This window comes from Actinospica sp. (genome assembly GCF_035552695.1).
In the GTDB taxonomy this organism is placed as follows: Bacteria; Actinomycetota; Actinomycetes; order Streptomycetales; family Catenulisporaceae; genus Actinospica.
The window spans coordinates 22600-41589 of the sequence record NZ_DASZKT010000026.1 but is presented as its reverse complement, the minus strand read 5'-3'; the positions used below and the strand labels follow the sequence as shown (position 1 = coordinate 41589).

Here is an 18990-nt window from a genome sequence, read left to right as displayed (position 1 = left end):
AGCCTCTTGCTGTGAGCATAGCCGAGAACGAAGACGAGGTCAGGGCCGAGCGGCCGGAACTCCTGCCGCTGCACGGTATCCGGGTCCTGGCCCTCGAGCAGATGCAGGCCCTGCCGTACGCGACCCAGCTGCTGGCGCGGCTCGGCGCCGAAGTGGTCAAGGTGGAGCCGCCCGGCGCCGGCGACTCCGGGCGCGGATCCCTGCCCGCGATGACGGATCCGCACGGCCGCCGGGTCGGCGCCACGTATCTGCGCAACAACTTCGGCAAACGCAGCATCTGCGTGGACCTCAAGGACCCCGCGGGGGTGGATCTCGTACTGCGGCTGGCGCCGCGCTTCGACGTGATCGCCGAGAACTCCAAGCCCGGCGCGATGGTGCGGCTGGGCGTCGGATACGAGGACATCGCGGCCGTCCATCCGCGCGCCGTCTACGTCTCGGTGTCCGGCTTCGGCAACACGGTTCCGACCCCCTACCGGGACTGGCCGGCCTTCGCCCCCGTCGTGGAGGCCATGTCAGGGATCTACGAGATGAAGCGGACCGGCGATCTGCCGCCGACCGTCGCGCCGGTCGGAGCGCTGGGCGACATCGGCGCCGCGCTCTTCGCCTCCATCGGCATCCTGGCCGCGCTGCGCCACCGGGATCTGACCGGTCATGGACAATACGTGGACATCGCGATGTTCGACGCCGTGGTGGCGATGACCGACATCGTCACCAACTTCTGGTCCATGGGGCTGCGCAACGGGGAACTCGGCCCGCTGATCATGCACGGATTCCGGGCGAGCGACGGCTGGTTCGTGCTCCAGGTGGGCCGGGAGGCGCACTTCGCGAAGCTCGTGGCGCTCATCGGCCGCTCGGAATGGGCCGCCGATCCCCGCTTCGCCACCCGGCAGGGCTGGGTGGACCGTCTTGAGGACACGCTGCGCCCGGCGATCGAGAAGTGGGCCTCCGGCCTGACCAAGCTCGAGGCCTGTCAGCGGCTGGGCGCGGCCGGGCTCGCCGCCGGGCCGTGCCTCGCCGACGCGGAGGTGGCCGCCGATCCGCATCTCGCGGCGCGATCCATGCTGGTCGCGCTCCCGCGCACCGACGGCGTCGGCCAGCCGGTGCTCTCCCCCGGCAGCCCGGTGCGGCTGAGCGCCGCGCCCGCCCGGCCGGGCCGCCGGCCACCCTGGCTCGGCGAGCACACCGACGAGGTGCTGGCCGCCGAGCTCGGCCTCGGCCAGGACGCCCTCGGCGCGCTGCGTACCGCCGGCGTCATCGCCTGATCGCCTGGTGACGAGCGGCCGCCCAAGCGTCATAGTAGTTACTATGTCCCTGGGAGCAGGTCTCCCACCCAGCCACGAGGAGCGGCATGAACCCCGAAGACATGATCATGATCAGCGTCGACGACCACGTCGTGGAGCCGCCGGACCTCTTCGACGCCCACCTCCCGCGGAAGTACCGCGACCGCGCCCCGAAGGTCGTCCAGCTCGAGAACGGCACCGATGTCTGGCGGTTCGGGGACGTCACCATCCCGAACATCGGGCTCAACGCGGTCGCCGGGCGCCCGAAGGAGGAGTACGGCATCGAGCCGACCGCCTTCTCGGAGATCCGGCGCGGCACCTACGACATCCACGAGCGGGTCAAGGACATGAGCGCGGGCGGCATCCTCGCGTCGATGAACTTCCCGTCCTTCCCCGGCTTCAGCGGCCGGCAGTTCGCGGCGGCCAAAGACAAGGATCTCGCGCTGGCCGTGCTGCGCGCGTACAACGACTGGCACCTGGACGAGTGGGCCGGCACCTATCCGGGCCGGATCATCCCGATGGCGCTGCCCGTGCTGTGGGATGCGGAGCTGTGCGCCCAGGAGGTGCGCCGGGTGGCCAAGAGGGGCTGCCACTCCATCACCTTCACCGAGAATCCGGCGAAGCTCGGCTACCCGAGCTTCCACGACAGCAGTTGGGATCCGCTGTGGAAGGCGTGCAGCGACGAGGACGTCGTGCTCTCCATCCACCTCGGCTCCTCCGGCGAGCTCCTGGTCACCGCGCCCGACGCGCCGGTGGACGTGATGATCACGCTGCAGCCGATGAACGTCTGCCAGGCGGCGGCCGATCTGCTGTGGTCCCGCGTGCTCAAGCAGTTCCCCAACATCAAGATCGCGCTCTCCGAGGGCGGCACCGGGTGGATCCCGTACTTCCTCGACCGGATCGACCGCACCTACGAGATGCACCATCTGTGGACCGGTCAGGACTTCGGCGGGAAGCTGCCGAGCGAGGTGTTCCGCGAGCACTTCCTGACCTGCTTCATCTCCGACCCGGTGGGGCTGAGCCTGCGTCATCTGATCGGCATGGACAACATCGCCTGGGAGTGCGACTACCCGCACTCGGACTCGTCCTGGCCCACGGCGCCGGAGGAGCTGGCCGCGGTGGGCGACGGCGTGCCGGATGCGGAGCTGAACAAGATCACTTATGAGAACGCCATGCGATGGTACTCCTTCGACCCCTTCGCGCACCGGTCGAAGCAGAAGTGCACGGTCGGCGCGCTGCGCGCCGAGGTGGCCGGCCACGACGTGAGCATCAAGGCTCAGGGCGCGCGATCGGCGGCCGCGAACACCCAGATCGGGGCGCTCGCCGGGAACGCCACGGCCTGAGCCCGGAATGGCGGTGCCGGCTCGGGCTCCCCTGCGGGATCTCGAGCCGGCACCGTGTCGCGTGCCGGGCCTCACCCCGCCGGAAGGTCGAGGCGGAGCAGCCGGATCGCGTTCCCGCGGGCGATCTTGTCGATGGACGGCTGCGGCAGGTGCCCGAACTGCATCGCGGCGGCTTCCCGGGAGCGCGGCCAGGTTCCGTCCTGGTGCGGGTAGTCGGTCTCGAACATCACGTTGTCAAGACCGGCCTTGTCCAGCAGCTCCACGCCGACCGAGTCCTTGAAGAAGCAGCTGTGGATCTGCCGGTAGTAGTACATCGACGGCCGCTCCGGGCAGTTCAGCTGCCCGTTCGCCCACCCGCGATGCGTCTCCCACACGTCGTCGATGCGCTCGAGCAGGTACGGGATCCAGCCGATCTGCGCCTCGGCATAGAGCAGCTTCAGCTGCGGGAAGCGGTGCAGCACGCCGGAGAACAGGAAGTCGGTCATGCTGGCGACGCTGTTGCCGAAGATGATCGTTGCCCCGACCGCGCCCGGAGCGTCCGCAGAGGTCTGCGGGGTCTTGGTGCCCGAGCCGATGTGCATGGACAGTACGGTGCCGGTCTCCGCGCAGGCCTCGAAGAACGGATCCCAGTACCGCGAGTGCAGGCTGGGCAGGCTGAGGTAGGCCGGCAGCTCGCTGAATGCCACGGCGTGCACTCCGCGTGCGGCGTTGCGTCGGACCTCGGCCACCGCGAGGTCGACGTCCCACAGCGGTACCAGGCACTGCGGGATCAGACGGCCACCGCTGCCGCCGCACCACTCCTCGACCATCCAGTCGTTATAGGCCTCGACGCACAGCCTCGAGAGCTCCTTGTCCTTGCCCCACAGGAAGATCTGGCCGCAGAACCGCGGGTAGTTGGGAAAGCACATCTGGGCCTGGACGCCGTTGACGTCCATGTCCGCGACCCGCTCGGCGGGCTGCCAGCATCCGGGCCGCATGTCGGGGTAGTCGATGCCTTCGTTGGTGACCTCGTCGGCCGGCACTCCGGCGGAGGCGATGTACCGCTTGATCTGGGTACGGGCGTCCTCGTAGACCCACCAGGCCACGTTCGGCCCTTCGGTGCCCGGGGTCTCCACGTACCGTCCGTCGACGAGCTCGACCTGGCCGGCCGGCGCGTACTCGATCCGCGGACCGATGTTCCGGAGCCGCGCGGGCAGCCTACTGCTCCACAGCTCCGGGGGCTCGACCACGTGCGCGTCCACGTCGACCAGCGGCGGGATGCGGGTCAACCGCTCCTGCAACACGTCCTCGGTGAGGACACTCTCCGTCATTTCTTCTCCCAATCTGCCAGGTTGATGGGCCGTCAGCTCGATCGCACCGACGGGCCCGCGGCGCCTTCGGTGTACAGCGCGGCGATCTCGTCCGGCCGGTAACCCAGTTCCGCCAAGACCGCCTCGGTGTGCTCGCCCAGCGCGGGAACCGGGTCCCATCGCCACTCCCAGCCGGATACCTCGGGGGGCGGAAGCAGCGCCTGCACCGGGCCGACCGGCGAGTCCGCCGACCGCCATCGCCCCCGCTCGGTCAGTTGCGGGTGGTCGAGCACTTCCGCCGGCGTGTTGAGCCGGGCATGGCCGAGTCCGGCCGCCTCGGCCGCGTTCCGGCACTCGTCGAGCGTGCGCTCCCCCGCCCAGGCGGCGATGATCCCGTCCAGCTCCGAACGCAGGGCCACGCGTTCGGGGTTCGTCGCGTACCGGGCGTCGGCGGCCAGATCCTGGCGGGCTAGGACGTCGGCCGCGAGTCGGCGCCACTCGCGGTCGTTGGTGGTGCCGAGCACCAGCGTCTGTCCGTCCTTCGTGCGGTAGGCGCCATAGGGCGAGACCATGGGTGAGCTCAGACCGTTGGGCAGCACCTCGCCGGATCCGTAGCGGGCCTGGTTCAGCGCGAAGCCCATCCACTCGGCGACCACGTCGAACAGTCCGACGGAGATCCCGCTGCCCTTGCCGGTGCGCCCGCGGACGAGCAGCGCGGTCAGGACACTGGTCAGGGCGTATACGCCGGCGCCGATGTCGGCGAGCGGGATGCCGGGCTTGGCCGGATGTTCCGGAGTTCCGGTGATGGCGCAGGAACCCGCCTCGGCCTGGACCAGGAGGTCGTAGGCACGGGCGGCCGCGTACGGACCGTCCTGCCCGTATCCGCTGATGTCGACCGTGATCAGGCGTGGGTGCCGGGCGCGCAGCTTCGCCGGGTCGAGACCGATGCGGCCGGCCGCGCCCGGCGCGAGATTCTGCACGAGTACGTCCGCCCGGGCTATCAGCCGGGCGAGAACCTCCTTGCCGTGGGGGTGCTTCAGGTTCAGCGCGACCGACTCCTTGCTGCGGTTCGCCCAGACGAAGTGCGCTGACATGCCGCGCACGACACCGTCGTAGTTCCGGGCGAAGTCTCCGCCGTCGCGGCTCTCCACCTTGATCACCCGGGCGCCGAGGTCGCCCAACTGCCTCGTACAGAAGGGTGCTGATACGGCCTGTTCGACCGCGACGACGAGGAGGCCCTCGAGCGGGTGCAGCTGATCTTCCGTCGGCGTCATCGGGGCGCGAACCGCTGGCCGCCGTCCAGCCTGATGGTCTGGCCGTTGAGCATGGGATTCCGGATGATCGCCTCGGCCAGCCAGGCGTACTCGTGCGGCAGTCCGGCCCGCTTCGGGAAGGCCGCGTCCTTGGTCAGCGCGGCGATGAGCTCCTCGCGCGCGCCTTCGAGCGCGCCGGTGGCGAACAGGCTCGGCGCGATGGCCGTGACCCTGATGCCGAGGCCGCCCAGATCGCGGGCCATGGTGAGGCTCATGCCCGCGATGCCCGCCTTGGCCGCGCCGTACGCGACCTGGCCGATCTGACCCTCGAACGCGGCGATCGACGAGGTGTTGATGATCACCCCGCGTTCGCCGTCCTCATCCGGTTCGTTGTGGCTCATATGCCAGGCCTGCAGGCGGTTCAGGTTGAAGGTGCCGATCAGGTTCAGCTCGACGAGCGCGCGGAACTCGGCCAGCGGCATCGGCCCTTCGCGGCTGATGATCCGTCGGCTCGCCCCGCCCCCCGCGGTGTTCACCGCGATGTGCAGGCCGCCGTGCGCTGCCACCGCCTCAGCCAGCGCCCGCTCGACACCGTGCTCGTCGGTGATGTCGCAGGGGTGGAAGGTGGTGCCCCCGCCGAGGGCGGCCGCCGCCTGCGGTCCCTGGCCGGCGGGCAGATCGAGGATGGCCACCCGGGCCCCTCTCTTGGCCAGCAGCTCGGCGGTCGCCCGCCCCATACCCGAACCGCCGCCGACCACGGCGGCGATCTTGTGCTCGGCATCCATGCCAGGCCTCCTCGAGAGCTCGGTGTCGGCGGAGCAGCCTCCGCAACTTGAATATAATATACAATCCGAGATCTGTAAGGCATGTACGGCGAGAGAACACAGAGAGGTCGTGGGCCATGCGCGAGGCGGTCATCTGCGAGCCGGTGCGGACGCCGGTCGGCCGGTACGGCGGCGTGCTGCGGGACGTCCCGCCGAGCGAGTTGGCCGCCACCGTGCTGCGGGAACTCGTGCGGCGCACCGGGCTGAGCTCGGCGGAGATCGACGAGGTCTTCCTCGGGCAGTGCTACCCCAGTTCGGAGGCCCCGGCCATCGGACGGGTCGCGGCGCTCGACGCGGGCCTCGACGTGCGGGTGACGGGCCTGCAGCTCGATCGCCGCTGCGGCTCGGGCCTGCAGGCCGTGCTCAACGCGGCCATGCAGGTCCAGACCGGTGTCAGCGAGCTCATCCTGGCCGGCGGTGTGGAGAGCATGAGCTCGGCCGTCTTCTATTCGACCTCCATGAGGTGGGGCGCCAAGGGCGGCGAGGTGACCCTGCACGACGGTTTGGTCCGCGGACGGGTCACCGCGGGCGGTCGGCTGCACCCGGTGCCCGGCGGCATGTTGGAGACCGCGGAGAATCTGCGCGCCGAGTACCGGATACCGCGATCGGAGCAGGACGAACTCTCGCTCCGCTCGCATCAGCGGGCATGCGCCGCACAGGAGTCCGGATTGTTCGCCGAGGAGATCGTCCCGGTCCCGGTCCGCGATCGCGACGGCGAGAGGCTGGTGGACGCCGACGAGCATCCGCGTAAGGACGCGTCTCTGGAGGCGCTGGCGGCGTTGCGTCCGGTGCTGGCACGCCAGGACCCTGACGCCACGGTGACCGCGGGGAACTCCAGCGGCCAGAACGACGGCGCGGCCCTGTGCGTGGTCACCCATCCGGAAAACGCCGCACGGCTCGGGCTGCGCCCGCTCGCCCGACTGGTCTCCTGGGCAGTGGCCGGGGTGCCGCCGCGCACCATGGGCCTGGGCCCGGTCCCGGCGACCGCGAAGGCGCTGGACCGGGCCGGTCTCAAGCCGGCCGATCTGGACCTGATCGAGATCAACGAGGCGTTCGCGGCCCAGGTGCTCGCCTGCACCCGGGAATGGGGTCTGGCCGAGGCCGACTGGGAGCGGGTGAACGTGCACGGCTCCGGGATCTCGCTCGGCCACCCGGTCGGCGCCACCGGCGTGCGCATTCTCGCCACCCTGCTCAGGGAGCTCGACCGCCGGGGCGGCCGGTACGGACTCGAGACCATGTGCATCGGCGGCGGCCAGGGGCTGGCCGCCGTCTTCGAGCGGATCGCCGCCTGACGGGCGGTCAGCCGAGGGTGACCTGGCGGTAGTGCAGCCGCCAGCCTTTGGCGGTCAGCCGGAACAGGTCCCGGTAGTAGCCCATCGACTGCAGGCAGGGCACGGAGTCGGTGGTCGCGTAGAACTGCCAGTAGGACTCGGCCTGCGCGCGGTCTCCGTCCAGGGCCACCGAGACGGTGCTCACCAGATGCCGGGTGTGCGTGTCCGGGCCGGCCACGCCGGCGGCCCGCCGCTCGGCGCCCCCCGCCACGATGTCCGCCCGCCCCTTGCGGATGCGGGCACCGGGCAGCTCCCAGCAGGCATCGAGCGCGAAGAGCGCTCCGTAGTCCTCCAGCGTCCCTTCGTCGGCGTACCGGGCGAGCAGCGCGATCACGTTGCGGATCGCCAGCTCGTCCGCGACCCGCCGCACCCTGTCCTCGAGAGAAAAAATCATATATACAATGTACGGTAACCGCCCAGCCGAGCACGGAGGACGACGTTGACCTCGAATCCGAGCGCCGAGGACCCGCGCGGCGACCTGCGCTGGAGGACGACGAGCGGCCTGCTGGCCGAGGCCGCGCACCGGCTGGGCGAGGCCGAGGCCGTGGTGGACGGCGAGGTTCGGCTCTGCTATCGCGAGCTCGACGCCGCCGTCACCGAGGCCGCGCGCGCGTTCCTCGCCGCCGGACTGGCCAAGGGAGACCGGGTCGGCATCTGGGCGCCCAACTCGGCTGAATGGGTGGTCGCCGCGCTCGGCCTGCAGCGCGCCGGCGGAGTCCTGGTACCGCTCAACACCCGGTTCAAAGCCGAGGAGGCGGCGTACATCCTGCGCAGGAGCGGTGCGCGGATCCTTTGCGTGGTCGGTGAATTCCTCGGCCGCGACTATCCCGGGTCCCTGCTGGAGGCGGTCGGTGGCCGGTCCGGCGCACGGCCGAGCGGCCTGCCCGACCTTGAACACGTCGTCGTCTTCGGCCCGGCCCGGCCCGGACTCACCGCCTGGGCCGACTTCCTGGCCGCCGGCGCCGCGGTCGATGCCGCCGAGGTGGACAGGCGCGCCGCCGAGCTCGGCCCGGACGACCTGTCCGACATGCTCTTCACCTCGGGGACCACAGGGCATCCCAAGGGCGCGATGTGCACCCACGGACAGACTCTGCGCGCGTACGCGGTGTGGGTATCGGTGGTCGGGCTGCGCGAGGGCGACAGATACCTGATCGTCAATCCCTTCTTCCACGGCTTCGGCTACAAGGCGGGCTGGCTGGCCGGCCTCATCGCCGGCGCCACGATCCTGCCGGAGCCGACACTGGACGTCGCACACGTCCTCGAGGTCGTCCGCACGGAACGGGTGACCGTTCTGCCGGGCACCCCCACGCTGTACCAGACCATGCTCGAGCATCCCGATTTCAGCGACGAAGGCGTCTCGAGTCTTCGCCTGGCGGTCACCGGCGCCGCCACCGTGCCGCCGAGCCTGCTCTACCGAATCAAGGAGCGGCTCGGCTTCCGGCACATCGTCACCGGCTACGGGCTGACCGAGTCCTGCGCGATCGTTTCCATGGGCCGGTACGACGATCCACTGGAGACCATCGCGTCCACGGTCGGCCGGCCGCTGCCCGGACTGTCCGTGATCGCGGTGGACGAACGCGGCCGACCGGTGCCGGTGGGCTCCGACGGGGAGATCCTGGTCCGCGGGTACACCGTCATGAAGGGCTACTTCGACGAGGATGCCGAGACGACTGCCTGCGTGGACGCGGACGGCTGGCTGCACACCGGGGACATCGGCGTCATCGACGAGGACGGCCGGATCCGGATCACCGACCGGATCAAGGACATGTTCATCGTCGGCGGGTTCAACGCCTATCCGGCCGAGATCGAGAAGATCCTCGACGGTCATCCGGCCGTGGCGCAAAGCGCGGTCGTCGGCGTGCCGGACGTCCGGATGGGCGAGGTGGGGGCCGCCTTCGTAGTCCCGCGCAGAGGCGCCAGGATCGAGGAGGCCGAGCTGATCGCCTGGGCGCGCGAGCACATGGCCAACTACAAGGTCCCCCGTCGAGTGCACGTGGTCTCTGAGCTTCCGACCAATGCCGCGGGAAAGGTTCTCAAAACCATACTGCGTGAGCGGGCGGCATGATGACAGAGGCTTACGAGCCCGTGGACGGACTCGATGTCGAGGTGGACGGACCGGTGCTGCGACTGACCCTCAACCGGCCCGAACGACGCAACACGCTGACAGACATTTCCGTCGCCGGGCTTATCCGGGCTCTGGAGAGCGCCGCGACCGACGAGGGCCTGCGGGCCGTGCTGCTGACCGGAGCGGGCGAGGATTTCTGCGGGGGCTTCGACCTCATGACCCGCAACGCGAGGACGGAGGAGGAGGTCCGCCCCCGGACCGGGAGCATCCAGCGTCGGATGCCCACGCAGGCCAATCGGCTGATCCCATTGTTCCTCGGGATTCAACTGCCGACGCTGTGTGCGGTGCGCGGCTGGGCCGTCGGCATCGGCGCGCAACTCGCGGTGGCCGCCGACTTCACCGTCACGGCCGCCGACGCGGTGTTCTGGTATCCGTTCCTGCGACGCGGCTTCACCCCGGATTCCGGCAGCACCTGGCTCCTGCCCCGGGTCGTCGGACCGGCACGTGCCCGCGAGTTGCTCATGCTCGATCGCAAGCTCACCGGCGCCGAAGCGGTCGAGTGGGGCATCGCGCATGAGTCGGTCGAGCCGGACATGGTGACCGCCGCCGCCGACGCACTGGTGAACCGGCTCGCCGCCGGGCCGACCGTCGCGCTGGGACTCACCAAGGCCTTACTCGGCGCCGCGCCCGGACATGATCTGCATCGGCACCTCGCCGACGAGGCCTTCGCCATGGAACTCAGCTCACGAAGCCCCGACTTCCGGGAGGGCATGCGCGCGTTCGCGGAACGACGCAGCCCGGAATTCGAGGGTCGCTGACATGCCGGACTTTCATCCCGACCTACGTCGCACCGCTCGATTCATGCCACGAGATCTCGGGCTGCCGAGAACCCTGGGGCTCCAGCGGCGCCTCGATGCGCTGTCCCGCTTGCGGCGAGTACCCGACGTCTCCGTCATTCAACTGCCCACGGGTGCCTCGGTCCGGCTGCATGAGCCGGCACCGACATCGGCCCCGACGCCGGCCCTGCTCTGGATCCACGGCGGCGGCTACGTCATCGGCGCGGCGCAGCAAGAAGACCGGCTGTGCCGCGCGTTCGCCGCCGCGCTCGGGATCACGGTGGCGGCGGTGGACTACCGCCTGGCCCCGGAACACCCGTATCCAGCCTCACTCGACGACTGCGGCGCAGCGTTCGAATGGCTGGTCGACCATCCGACAGTAGAGCCGACAAAGGTTGCCGTCGGCGGAGCGAGCGCGGGCGGCGGCCTTGCCGCGGCGCTCGCGATCCGAGCGCGGGACCTCGGTTTGGTGTCACCGACGCTGCAACTCCTGTCCTACCCGATGCTCGACGACCGGACCGGGCCGGACGACGCGCGGGCCGCACGCGGCTTTCGGTGGTGGGGGCCTCGCAGCAACCGATTCGGCTGGGCCTCCTACCTCGGGGACTGCGATCCGGATATCGCGGTTCCAGCTCGGCAGGAGGATCTTCGGCGACTCCCCGCGGCGTGGATCGGCGTGGGCACCCTCGACATGTTCCACGCCGAGGACGTCCGTTATGCCGAGCGCCTTGCCGCGGCCGGTGTGCCGTGCGACCTGGCGGTGATCGAGGGCGCGTATCACGGGTTCGACGCCATCTCGCCCAGGGCCGCGGTATCCGGGAAGTTCTTTGAGAGTCAGTGTGCTGCTTTGCGCGCTAGTTTTTCCAGCTAGGTTCGCGCTTCTCGGCGAACGCCGCCGGACCCTCGAGCTGGTCCGGGTGCCCCCACAGACTCACCAGCTCGGCGGCGCCCGCCTTACAGGCCTGGGTGAGGCCGTACTCGAACGCACCCCACAGCGCCCGTTTCGTGGCGCGCACGGCCGCGGGCGAGTTCCTGGCGATCTTCTCGGCGAGCTCCTGGGCAGCCTCATGCAGTCGCTCCGGCGGATCGACCACCTCGCCGACCAAGCCGAGTTCGTACGCGCGCGCAGCGTTCATCCGCTCATGGCGTCCTACCAGTGCCATGCGCAGCACCGCCTCCGCCGGCATCTTGCGCAGCAGGCCGATGGTCTCCACTGCGCTCACCTGTCCCACCGACACGTGCGGATCGGTGAAGGACGCATCGCTCGCGGCCAGCACGATGTCGGCGTCGGCCACGAAGTGCAGGCCGCCGCCGGCGCAGATTCCGTTCACCGCGGCGACTACCGGTTTGTCGATGCCGAGGTGCCACGCGGTGAATCCGAGGTCGAAGGCCTCCAGCGAGTCGCGGTAACGCTCCATGCCGATTCCGTCCCCCGCCAGCTCGACCACGTCGGCACCAGTCTGGAAGGCCGGGCCGTGCGCCGCGTTGACGATGACCCTGACCTCGTTGTCCTCGGCCAGCTCCATCCAGGCGGCACGCAGTTCGGTGCGCATGGCGGCATTCATCGCGTTGCGACGGTCCGGCCGGTTGAAGATCAGCCAGCCGACGTGTCCGCGCCGCAGCACCTCGAGGGTCTGATAGCTCACCGCGCGTCTCCTTCCAGCTCATGCAGCGGTGTATAGCCCGCGGCGAGTTCACGGCGCAGCACCTTGCCGATCTCGTTGCGGGGGAAGTCCGCTTTCATCAGACGTATCGCAACGGGCACCTGATATGGCGCCAGCCGGTTACGTAGAAAGGACCGCAGTTCCCGTTCGGTGGGTTCGCCGGGCGCACCGGCGGGTTCCGGGATCACCCAGGCGACCGGAACCTCGCCGAGCCGCTCGTCCGGCACACCGGCCACGCAGGCATCGGCGACCTGCGGATGGCCACGCAGCGCGGCCTCGACGTCCTGCGGGACGATTTTCAGGCCGCCCCGGTTGATCATGTCGGAGACGCGGCCCTCGATCCACAAGAAGCCGTCCTGGTCCAGTCGGCCGAGGTCGCCGGTCCGCAGCGCGCCGTCCACCACCCGGCCGGGCGGCAACGTCGTCGCAAAGGGCGAATGCACAAAGACCTCGCCGACTTCGCCTGCTGGCATCTCGCGGTGCTCCTCGTCGAGGATCCGTACGGAGATTCCGGAGTGCGGGCGACCGACCGCGCCGAGCTTGGCCTCGCCGAACCGGCGGAGGTCCGCGGCGCTCCAGCCGACGACCTCGCCGCCGAGCTCGGTCTGCCCGTAGGAGTTGAGCACGTCCACGCCGAACTTCTGGTGGAATCGGCGCGCCTGGTCGGGGACCAGCGGTGCGGTGACCGACCTGACCAGGCGCAGCGGCTTGAGGTCCTCGATCCGCGGATCGGTCAGCAGCATCGACATCATCGCCGGTGCGAGCACGGTCGATCTGATCCCGAACCGCTTGACCGCCGTCGCGTAGTCGAGCGCGTCGAATCGGTCGAGCAGCACCACCGGCGCGCCCAGGCGGAACGCGAACAGCGTGTTCCAGATCCCGGCCCAGAGCGCGAGCGAGGTGGGGACCAGGTTGGGCATCGCCGGACGGTCGCGCTCGTCGCTGCCGGCACCGCCACGCGCCGAACCGCGCAGGCGCGCGATGACCGTGTCGATGCCTTCGAGTACCGCGCGATGCCGCAGTACCACCGGTTTGGCCGCACCCGTCGTTCCGGAGGTCCGCATCACGAGCGCCGCATCCTCCGGAAAGACAGCGTGCGATTCCCTCCGGCCGCCGACTGAACGCACGTGGGCTCCGCCGACGATCAGCGCAGCCGGTTCGATATCAGTAAGCTGCCGCTGCAGCTCGGCCTCCGGCAGCCGCGAGTTCACGGGTACGTAGACTCCCCCCGCGAACCAGGTGGCGAACATCCCGACCACGGCGTCGATGCCGCGATCCACGATGCAGGCGACCGGGGCCCGTCGAACCCCGCCCAGCTCGAAGGCGAGGTCGCGAGCCGCTTCCGTCACCTCGGCCAAGGTCGCCGAACCGTTCTTCCAGTGCACGACGGTCGTCTCCGGCGCGCCGGGATACGAGTTCAGCAAGCCCGAAAGCTCCTCACCCACCGGCGACTCCCCCTCCAGCGGACGAAAGGCTCCGGGCGAGCACTTCGAGCTGTTCTTCGGGGTGTCCGAGCAGCTCTCGGCCGGTCCATGCCCGCTTGAAGTACAGGTGCGCGTCGTGCTCCCAGGTGAAGCCGATGCCGCCGTGCAGCTGAATCGTCTCGGCGGCCACGGCGACGAAGGCCTCTGAGCAATAGGCGTGCGCGATCGCCGCGGCCTGTTTCAGCTCCGGAGCGTCGGGCCGGCCGGCGGCGGACCTGGCCGCCGTCATCGCCGCGGAGCGCGCCGACTCGACGAGGATCAGCATCTCGGCGGCCTTCTGCTTGACCGCCTGGAAGGAGCCGATCGGCCGGCCGAACTGGATACGCGCCTTCGCGAACTCCACCGTGGCCTCCAAGCAACGTCCCGCGGCGCCGGCCTGCTCGCCGGCGAGAAGAGCCCGGGCGACGTCGAACGCCCGGCGAACGGCCGTGACGGCGTCGGAGCCGCCGATCCGACCCGCTGCCGGTACCCGGTCGAATATGAGACGCGCCTGTTTACGGGTCTGATCAAGGGTGGACAAGGGGATCGCGCGCAGTCCCCGCGCCGTCGCGTCGACGGCGAACACCCGCAGTCCCTCGGGCGTGCGCGCGGGAACCAGGATCAGGTCGGCGAAGGCCCCGTCGATCACGTAACCGGCCTCGCCGCTCAGCACGGCCGCACCCTCCCGTTCAACCGCCTCCACGGACGGGCGGTCGAGCGCGCTGGTACCGAAGGTGTCGGAGGTGACCACCGTCGCCACCGTCGATCCGTCGCATATCCCTGGCAGATACCGTTCCCGCGCCGCGGCATCGTCCAGCGCGAGCAGTAGCGGCGCGGCCAATCCGGCGCCGGAGAACAGCGGCGCACACAGCAGGCAGCGGCCGGCCTCCTCGAAGACGATCCCGAGTTCCACCGCGGAGAATCCGGCTCCGCCATACTCCTCCGGGACGGCGAGCCCGGCCAGATCGAGTTCGCCGCACAGGCGCCGCCACAGCTTGTCGTCCCAGCCACGGGCGGTCGCCATCCGGCGGCGGACCTCGCTCGGCGCGGAGAGATCCGTGAACGCGGCCCGCACGCTCTCCCGCAGCAGCGTCGCTTCGTCGGTCACGGCCGCTCCCGCCGAAATCCCGCGATGGTCGCGTCGAAGACCCCTGCCAGCGAGGCGGCGCGGCCGGGTGGCTCGGGCAGCCGCACCGGGCCGTGCTCACGACTGGGCAGCAGCACCGTGGCCGTGGCCGGCGAGGTCGTCTCGCCGCGCTGGTTGCGCGTGTGCAGCTCCAGATCCACGGCCGGCCTCCCCTCGTCGGCGAGGTAGCGTCGGGCGACGCGGCCTTCGATCCACTGCACGTCGCCGACGTAGTTGAACTTGCGGAACTCCACGCGCAGCCGCCACAGCCAGGCGTCGTCCCCCATCCAGTCGGTGCAGGCATGGATGAGCCAGGTCTCCCGCATCCGTCCGTAGTCGAAGGTCGTCGGATTGCCTGACTTCCGGGCGAAGGAGGGATCCCAGTGCACCCGCTGCATGACGTCCGGCACGCCGAGTTCGTCCAGGTGATAGAAGCGTGGGATGCGTTGCCGGTTGAGGTAGCCGAGCCGGAGCGGCGCGACGTCGTACATGCCCATGCCCATCCCGACGTGCCAGCAGATCATGTCGGTGACGGTCAGCGGCCCCTTCACGAGGGTGCTGATCGGGTCGCCGACGCTCACGTCCTCCCACCACCGGGGCTCCGCGCCGCGCGGCCCCTCCTGCGCGTAGTGGGCGTCCACCTCCGCGATCGCGGCCTCGTCCCAGTGCCCGACGGCGATGTCGTCGTACTTCTTGCGCTCCCTGGCCTTCTCCCGCTCGGTGCGGTACATCATCCGGTACTGCGCGCCGAGCAGCGTCCCGTCATCGGTCCGGAAGGCCTGCGCCGTCCACTCCTGGATTCCGCGGCCGCCGAATTCGCTCGGCTGGTCGACGACGTCCACGAGCGCGGTACGACGGCGGATCCGGCGATCGGGGCCCAACGGCGCCCACCACTCGCGCTCGCTCGCGGCGTAGAAGGCGTGTACCCCCCGCAGCGGGTCGCCGCGCAATTCCGATTGCCGCGCCAGTTCCTCCGCGGAGAGCGAATCCTCGCCGATCAGGCTGTCGCCGCCGACCAACGCGGGAGGCGCGATCGAACCCTTCCACCGGGTGCCGGCCGCGTGGTCCGGATCGCACCAGAGCGGGTTGTCGTCCCCGTACGCGCGGGCGACCTGTCTGAAGGCGTCCTCGCCCGGCCGCCGGTAGTGCGGCGGCGCGGGATAAGCCTGGGGGATGCCGATCCGGGCGCGCAGGCCGGCGACGCCCTCGTCCGTGATCTTCCCGGAGTCAACCACCTGGCCGCCGCGCCTCCCTCTGGGCTTCGTTGTGCGGATAATATATCATAGACAATATGCAGAATGAGGTACTGCTGGTGGAGCGGCGCGGACCGGTCGGCTGGCTGGTGTTCAACCGCCCGGAGCGGGGCAACGCGATGAACGCCGCGATGATGGCCGAGCTGCCGCGTGCCTGGGCGCGGCTGGAGGGCGACGGCGAGGTGGCGGCGATCGTGGTGACCGGTGCGGGATCCGTGTTCCAGACGGGTCTCGACGTGGCCCAGCTCGCCGCCGAGCCCGCCGCCCTGCGTGAGATGTCCCGCCGAACCAAGCGCGCCGAGCCCGGACTGACGGGGTGGCATCTCGGGGTGACCAAGCCGATCATCACAGCGGTCAACGGCGTGTGCGCCGGCGGCGGACTCCACTTCGTGGCGGACTCCGACATCGTCATCGCTTCGAGCACGGCGGCCTTTCTCGACAGCCATGTGAGCGTGGGCCAGGTCAGCGCGCTGGAGACGATCGGGCTCGCCCGACGGGCGGCGTTCGGCCCGGTGGCGCGCATGGCGCTGGCCGGCCGGCACGAAAGGGTCGGCGCCGAGCGGGCGCGCCGGCTCGGCTGGGTCGGCGAGGTGTTCGAGCCGGAGGATCTGCGGCCGGCCGCGCAACGCCTCGCCGAACTCGTCGCCGCGAACGATCGGCGCGCACTCGCCGCGACGAAGCGAGCACTGTGGCAGTCCCTTGAGTCAGGGCTGCGCGACGCGAGAGGAGCTGCCGGTGAGCAGTGAGCCGAACCTGGCGGACCGCCGGACCCCCGAGCAGGCCGCGGAGGCCGTCCGGGCGTGGATCGCCGCCGCGATCCCCGCTGCCTGGCGTGCGGCGGCCGAACGCGACGGGGCGAGCGGCGTCCGGTCGGTGCGCACGCCGGAGCAGTACCGGGAGTGGTACCCCGTCTTCGCACGAAGCGGCCTGGTCGTCCCGCGCTGGCCGGTCGAGTACGGCGGGCTCGGCTGGCCGCGCGAGGCGGCCGAGGCGGCCGAGCGGGAGCTGCGTCGCCACCACCTGCCCCGGCTCAACCCGCTGGGCCTCAACCTCGCCGCTCCGGCGCTGTTCGAACACGGCAGCCACGAACAGCGGCTGCGCTTCCTGCCCAAGATCGTGGCCAATCAAGAGGTCTGGTGCCAGCTGTTCAGCGAACCCGGCGCGGGCAGCGACCTGGCCTCGCTTTCGACCAGGGCCGAGCGGCGCGGCGACGAATGGGTGATCACCGGGCAGAAGGTGTGGACCACCTGGGCGCACCTGGCGGACTTCGCCGTGCTTCTCGCCCGTACGGACCCTGACGCGCCCAAGCGGCGCGGCATCACGTACTTCCTGATCGACATGCACCAGCCCGGCGTCGAGGTCAGACCGCTGCGGCACATCGGCGGCGAGGTCGACTTCAACGAGGTCTTCCTCGACGACGCGATCGTGCCGGACATCCAGCGCGTCGGCGCCGTGCACGACGGCTGGTCGGTGGCCAGGGTCACGCTCAGCGGCGAGCGGCAGATGGTGTCGGGATCCGGCTCGGGCGGCGTGGACCGCATCGGCGGTTCGAGCGTCGCCCGGCTGATCCGGCTGGCCCGGGAACGAGCGGCGCAGGGCCTGCCGCACTCTTGGGACGAGACCGCCGTCCGCCACCGCCTGGTCCGGCTGTGGTGCGAGGAGCAGATCCGCGGCTGGACCAACGCACGGGTGCGCGCGGAGCTCAAGGCGGGACGTCCGCCGGGCCCGGAGAGCTCGATCGGCAAGGTCCACGGCTCCGAGCTGAACCAGCGCATCCAGGCGGAGGCCGCGCGGCTGCTCGGGCTCGGCGCCACCGCGTGGAACAACGGAGTCCACACCGGCGAAGCCGACGATCCCGGCGCTACCGAAGACCCCGAGGCGTACGCCGCCGCCATGCCCGCCGAGGTGCGCGGGATGCTGCGCAGCCGGGCGAACACGATCGAGGGCGGCACGACCGAGGTGAACAGGAACATCCTCGCCGAGCGGGTTCTCGGGCTGCCGAAGGAACCCGACGCCTGGGAGGGCAAGCCGTGGCGGGACGTACCGCGCGGGTGACCGCGGAACCGCCGAGCAGGAGGGACACGATGAACGAGGCCGAGCTCACCGAGGTGCTGGACACCGTCCGCACTCTGGTCAGGGAGCGGGTGGTGCCGCTCGAGGCAGAGATCGACGAGACGGATGAGATGCCTGACGAGGTGAAACGGCTCGCCGCCGGCATGGGCCTGTACGGGTTCGCGATCCCGGAGCACTACGGCGGGCTCGGTCTGACGATGCATCAGGAGGCCCGGCTGGTCATGGAGCTGGGCTACACCACGCCCGCGTTCCGCTCGCTCTTCGGCACGAACAACGGCATCGCCGGCCACGTTCTGATGGAGGGCGGCACCGAGGAGCAGCGGAAAGCCTGTCTGCCGAGGTTGGCCTCCGGCGCGTGGACCGCGTCCTTCGCCCTCACCGAGGACGAGGCCGGCTCCGACCCGGCCGGACTGCGCACCCGGGCCGATCGGACGGCCGACGGATTCGTCATCAACGGCAGCAAGCGGTACATCACCAACGCCCCGGTCGCGGACGTCTTCATGGTCTTCGCCCGCCATGGCGAGGCGCGGAAGGCCACCGACGACATCTCCGCGTTCCTGGTGCCGCGCGACTTGCCCGGCCTCAGCGTCGGACCGCGCGACGCGAAGATGGGCCAGCACGGCGCATGGACGGCCGAGGTCTACCTGAAGGACGTCGAAGTGCCGACCGAGGCGCTTATCGGCGGCGCCGAAGGCCGCGGGAGGGGCTACCGGACCGCGATGCGCTGTCTCGCGCACGGGCGGATACACATCGCAGCGCTCTGTGTAGGGCTGGCGCAGCGGCTGCTCGAAGAGAGCGTGTCCTATGCGCTGCAGCGCCGCCAGTCCGGGCACCCGATCGCCGAGTTCCAGCTCGTCCAGGGGATGATCGCCGACTCGCAGACGGAGCTGATGGCCGGTAAGGCGCTGGTGCTCGCCGCCGCCGCGGAGTACGACGCCGGAACGGACACCCGGCTCGGCCCGTCATGCGCGAAGTACTTCGCGAGCGAGATGGTCGGCCGGGTGGCCGATCGCGCGGTCCAGATCCACGGCGGCGCGGGCTATATGCGCGGCGTGGCGGTCGAGCGGTTCTACCGGGACGCCCGGCTGTTCCGCATCTATGAGGGCACCAGCCAGGTGCAGCAGGTAGTGATCGCCAAGCAGGCGTTCGCCCGGGCGCGCGGCTGACTCGCTGCCGCGGCCACGGCCGCC

17 protein-coding genes are annotated in these 18990 nt (G+C 70.4%); 9 read left to right on the top strand and 8 right to left on the bottom strand.

All coding sequences use genetic code 11. The features are described 5' to 3' along the window. Positions 1-11 precede the first annotated feature (11 nt). Both VG296_RS04265 and VG296_RS04260 read left to right on the top strand, forming a co-directional pair. Positions 12-1262: a CaiB/BaiF CoA-transferase family protein gene (locus tag VG296_RS04265; RefSeq protein WP_325563263.1), complete on the top strand. Its 1251-nt coding sequence runs from the start codon at positions 12-14 to the stop codon at positions 1260-1262. 86 nt (positions 1263-1348) lie between these two features. Then, positions 1349-2623 carry an amidohydrolase family protein gene (locus VG296_RS04260; RefSeq protein ID WP_325563261.1) on the top strand — a complete coding sequence of 425 codons (1275 nt, stop codon included), beginning with the start codon at positions 1349-1351 and terminating at the stop codon, positions 2621-2623. Positions 2624-2694: 71 nt separating this feature from the next. On the opposite strand, the gene VG296_RS04255 is transcribed toward VG296_RS04260, so the two are convergent. From VG296_RS04255 to VG296_RS04245, 3 genes are read right to left on the bottom strand one after another with little or no spacing between them, the layout of a single operon-like run. Continuing rightward, entirely contained in the window at positions 2695-3933 is a 1239-nt protein-coding gene (locus VG296_RS04255; protein WP_325563259.1) for an amidohydrolase family protein, read from the bottom strand. 32 nt (positions 3934-3965) lie between these two features. Continuing rightward, positions 3966-5186 carry a CaiB/BaiF CoA-transferase family protein gene (locus VG296_RS04250; RefSeq protein ID WP_325563257.1) on the bottom strand — a complete coding sequence of 407 codons (1221 nt, stop codon included), beginning with the start codon at positions 5184-5186 and terminating at the stop codon, positions 3966-3968. Further along, on the bottom strand, positions 5183-5950 hold the full coding sequence (locus tag VG296_RS04245) for an SDR family NAD(P)-dependent oxidoreductase (protein WP_325563255.1): 768 nt from the start codon (positions 5948-5950) through the stop codon (positions 5183-5185). The genes VG296_RS04250 and VG296_RS04245 overlap by 4 nt, the downstream gene beginning before the upstream one ends. A gap of 116 nt (positions 5951-6066) precedes the next feature. Between VG296_RS04245 and VG296_RS04240 the strand changes: the two genes are divergently transcribed. After that, positions 6067-7281 carry an acetyl-CoA C-acetyltransferase gene (locus tag VG296_RS04240; protein WP_325563253.1) on the top strand — a complete coding sequence of 405 codons (1215 nt, stop codon included), beginning with the start codon at positions 6067-6069 and terminating at the stop codon, positions 7279-7281. A 7-nt stretch (positions 7282-7288) separates the two neighbouring features. Here VG296_RS04240 and VG296_RS04235 read toward each other — a convergent pair whose 3' ends face one another. Further along, positions 7289-7714: a nuclear transport factor 2 family protein gene (locus VG296_RS04235; RefSeq protein WP_325563251.1), complete on the bottom strand. Its 426-nt coding sequence runs from the start codon at positions 7712-7714 to the stop codon at positions 7289-7291. A 45-nt stretch (positions 7715-7759) separates the two neighbouring features. On the opposite strand from VG296_RS04235, the gene VG296_RS04230 reads away from it, so the two are divergent. Genes VG296_RS04230 through VG296_RS04220 form a run of 3 tightly spaced genes read left to right on the top strand, consistent with a single transcriptional unit; the run spans position 7760 to position 11092 of the window. Then, positions 7760-9385: a FadD3 family acyl-CoA ligase gene (locus VG296_RS04230; RefSeq protein WP_325563249.1), complete on the top strand. Its 1626-nt coding sequence runs from the start codon at positions 7760-7762 to the stop codon at positions 9383-9385. Next, a complete protein-coding gene (locus tag VG296_RS04225; protein ID WP_325563248.1) occupies positions 9382-10203 on the top strand; it encodes an enoyl-CoA hydratase/isomerase family protein in 822 nt (273 codons plus the stop codon). The genes VG296_RS04230 and VG296_RS04225 overlap by 4 nt, the downstream gene beginning before the upstream one ends. A 1-nt stretch (position 10204) precedes the next feature. Continuing rightward, a complete protein-coding gene (locus VG296_RS04220) occupies positions 10205-11092 on the top strand; it encodes an alpha/beta hydrolase (RefSeq protein ID WP_325563246.1) in 888 nt (295 codons plus the stop codon). Here the strand turns inward: VG296_RS04220 and VG296_RS04215 are convergent. The 4 genes from VG296_RS04215 to VG296_RS04200 are packed head-to-tail and all read right to left on the bottom strand — an operon-like array spanning position 11076 to position 15709. Further along, a complete protein-coding gene (locus VG296_RS04215; RefSeq protein ID WP_325563244.1) occupies positions 11076-11867 on the bottom strand; it encodes an enoyl-CoA hydratase/isomerase family protein in 792 nt (263 codons plus the stop codon). The genes VG296_RS04220 and VG296_RS04215 overlap by 17 nt on opposite strands. Further along, on the bottom strand, positions 11864-13330 hold the full coding sequence (locus tag VG296_RS04210) for a fatty acid--CoA ligase family protein (RefSeq protein ID WP_325563242.1): 1467 nt from the start codon (positions 13328-13330) through the stop codon (positions 11864-11866). Before VG296_RS04210 ends, VG296_RS04215 begins: the two co-directional genes overlap by 4 nt. Then, entirely contained in the window at positions 13323-14456 is a 1134-nt protein-coding gene (locus VG296_RS04205; protein ID WP_325563240.1) for an acyl-CoA dehydrogenase family protein, read from the bottom strand. Before VG296_RS04205 ends, VG296_RS04210 begins: the two co-directional genes overlap by 8 nt. Continuing rightward, positions 14453-15709: a hypothetical protein gene (locus tag VG296_RS04200; RefSeq protein WP_325563238.1), complete on the bottom strand. Its 1257-nt coding sequence runs from the start codon at positions 15707-15709 to the stop codon at positions 14453-14455. Before VG296_RS04200 ends, VG296_RS04205 begins: the two co-directional genes overlap by 4 nt. A 56-nt stretch (positions 15710-15765) precedes the next feature. Between VG296_RS04200 and VG296_RS04195 the strand changes: the two genes are divergently transcribed. The 3 genes from VG296_RS04195 to VG296_RS04185 are packed head-to-tail and all read left to right on the top strand — an operon-like array spanning position 15766 to position 18966. Then, positions 15766-16473, top strand: a complete 708-nt coding sequence (locus tag VG296_RS04195; RefSeq protein WP_325563236.1) for an enoyl-CoA hydratase/isomerase family protein — start codon at positions 15766-15768, stop codon at positions 16471-16473. After that, the gene (locus tag VG296_RS04190) at positions 16457-17782 is read left to right on the top strand and encodes an acyl-CoA dehydrogenase family protein (RefSeq protein WP_414641049.1); all 1326 of its coding nucleotides are present in this window, start codon (positions 16457-16459) and stop codon (positions 17780-17782) included. The genes VG296_RS04195 and VG296_RS04190 overlap by 17 nt, the downstream gene beginning before the upstream one ends. Positions 17783-17811: 29 nt before the next feature. Next, positions 17812-18966: an acyl-CoA dehydrogenase family protein gene (locus VG296_RS04185; RefSeq protein ID WP_325563232.1), complete on the top strand. Its 1155-nt coding sequence runs from the start codon at positions 17812-17814 to the stop codon at positions 18964-18966. The last annotated feature ends 24 nt before the right edge of the window (positions 18967-18990 follow it).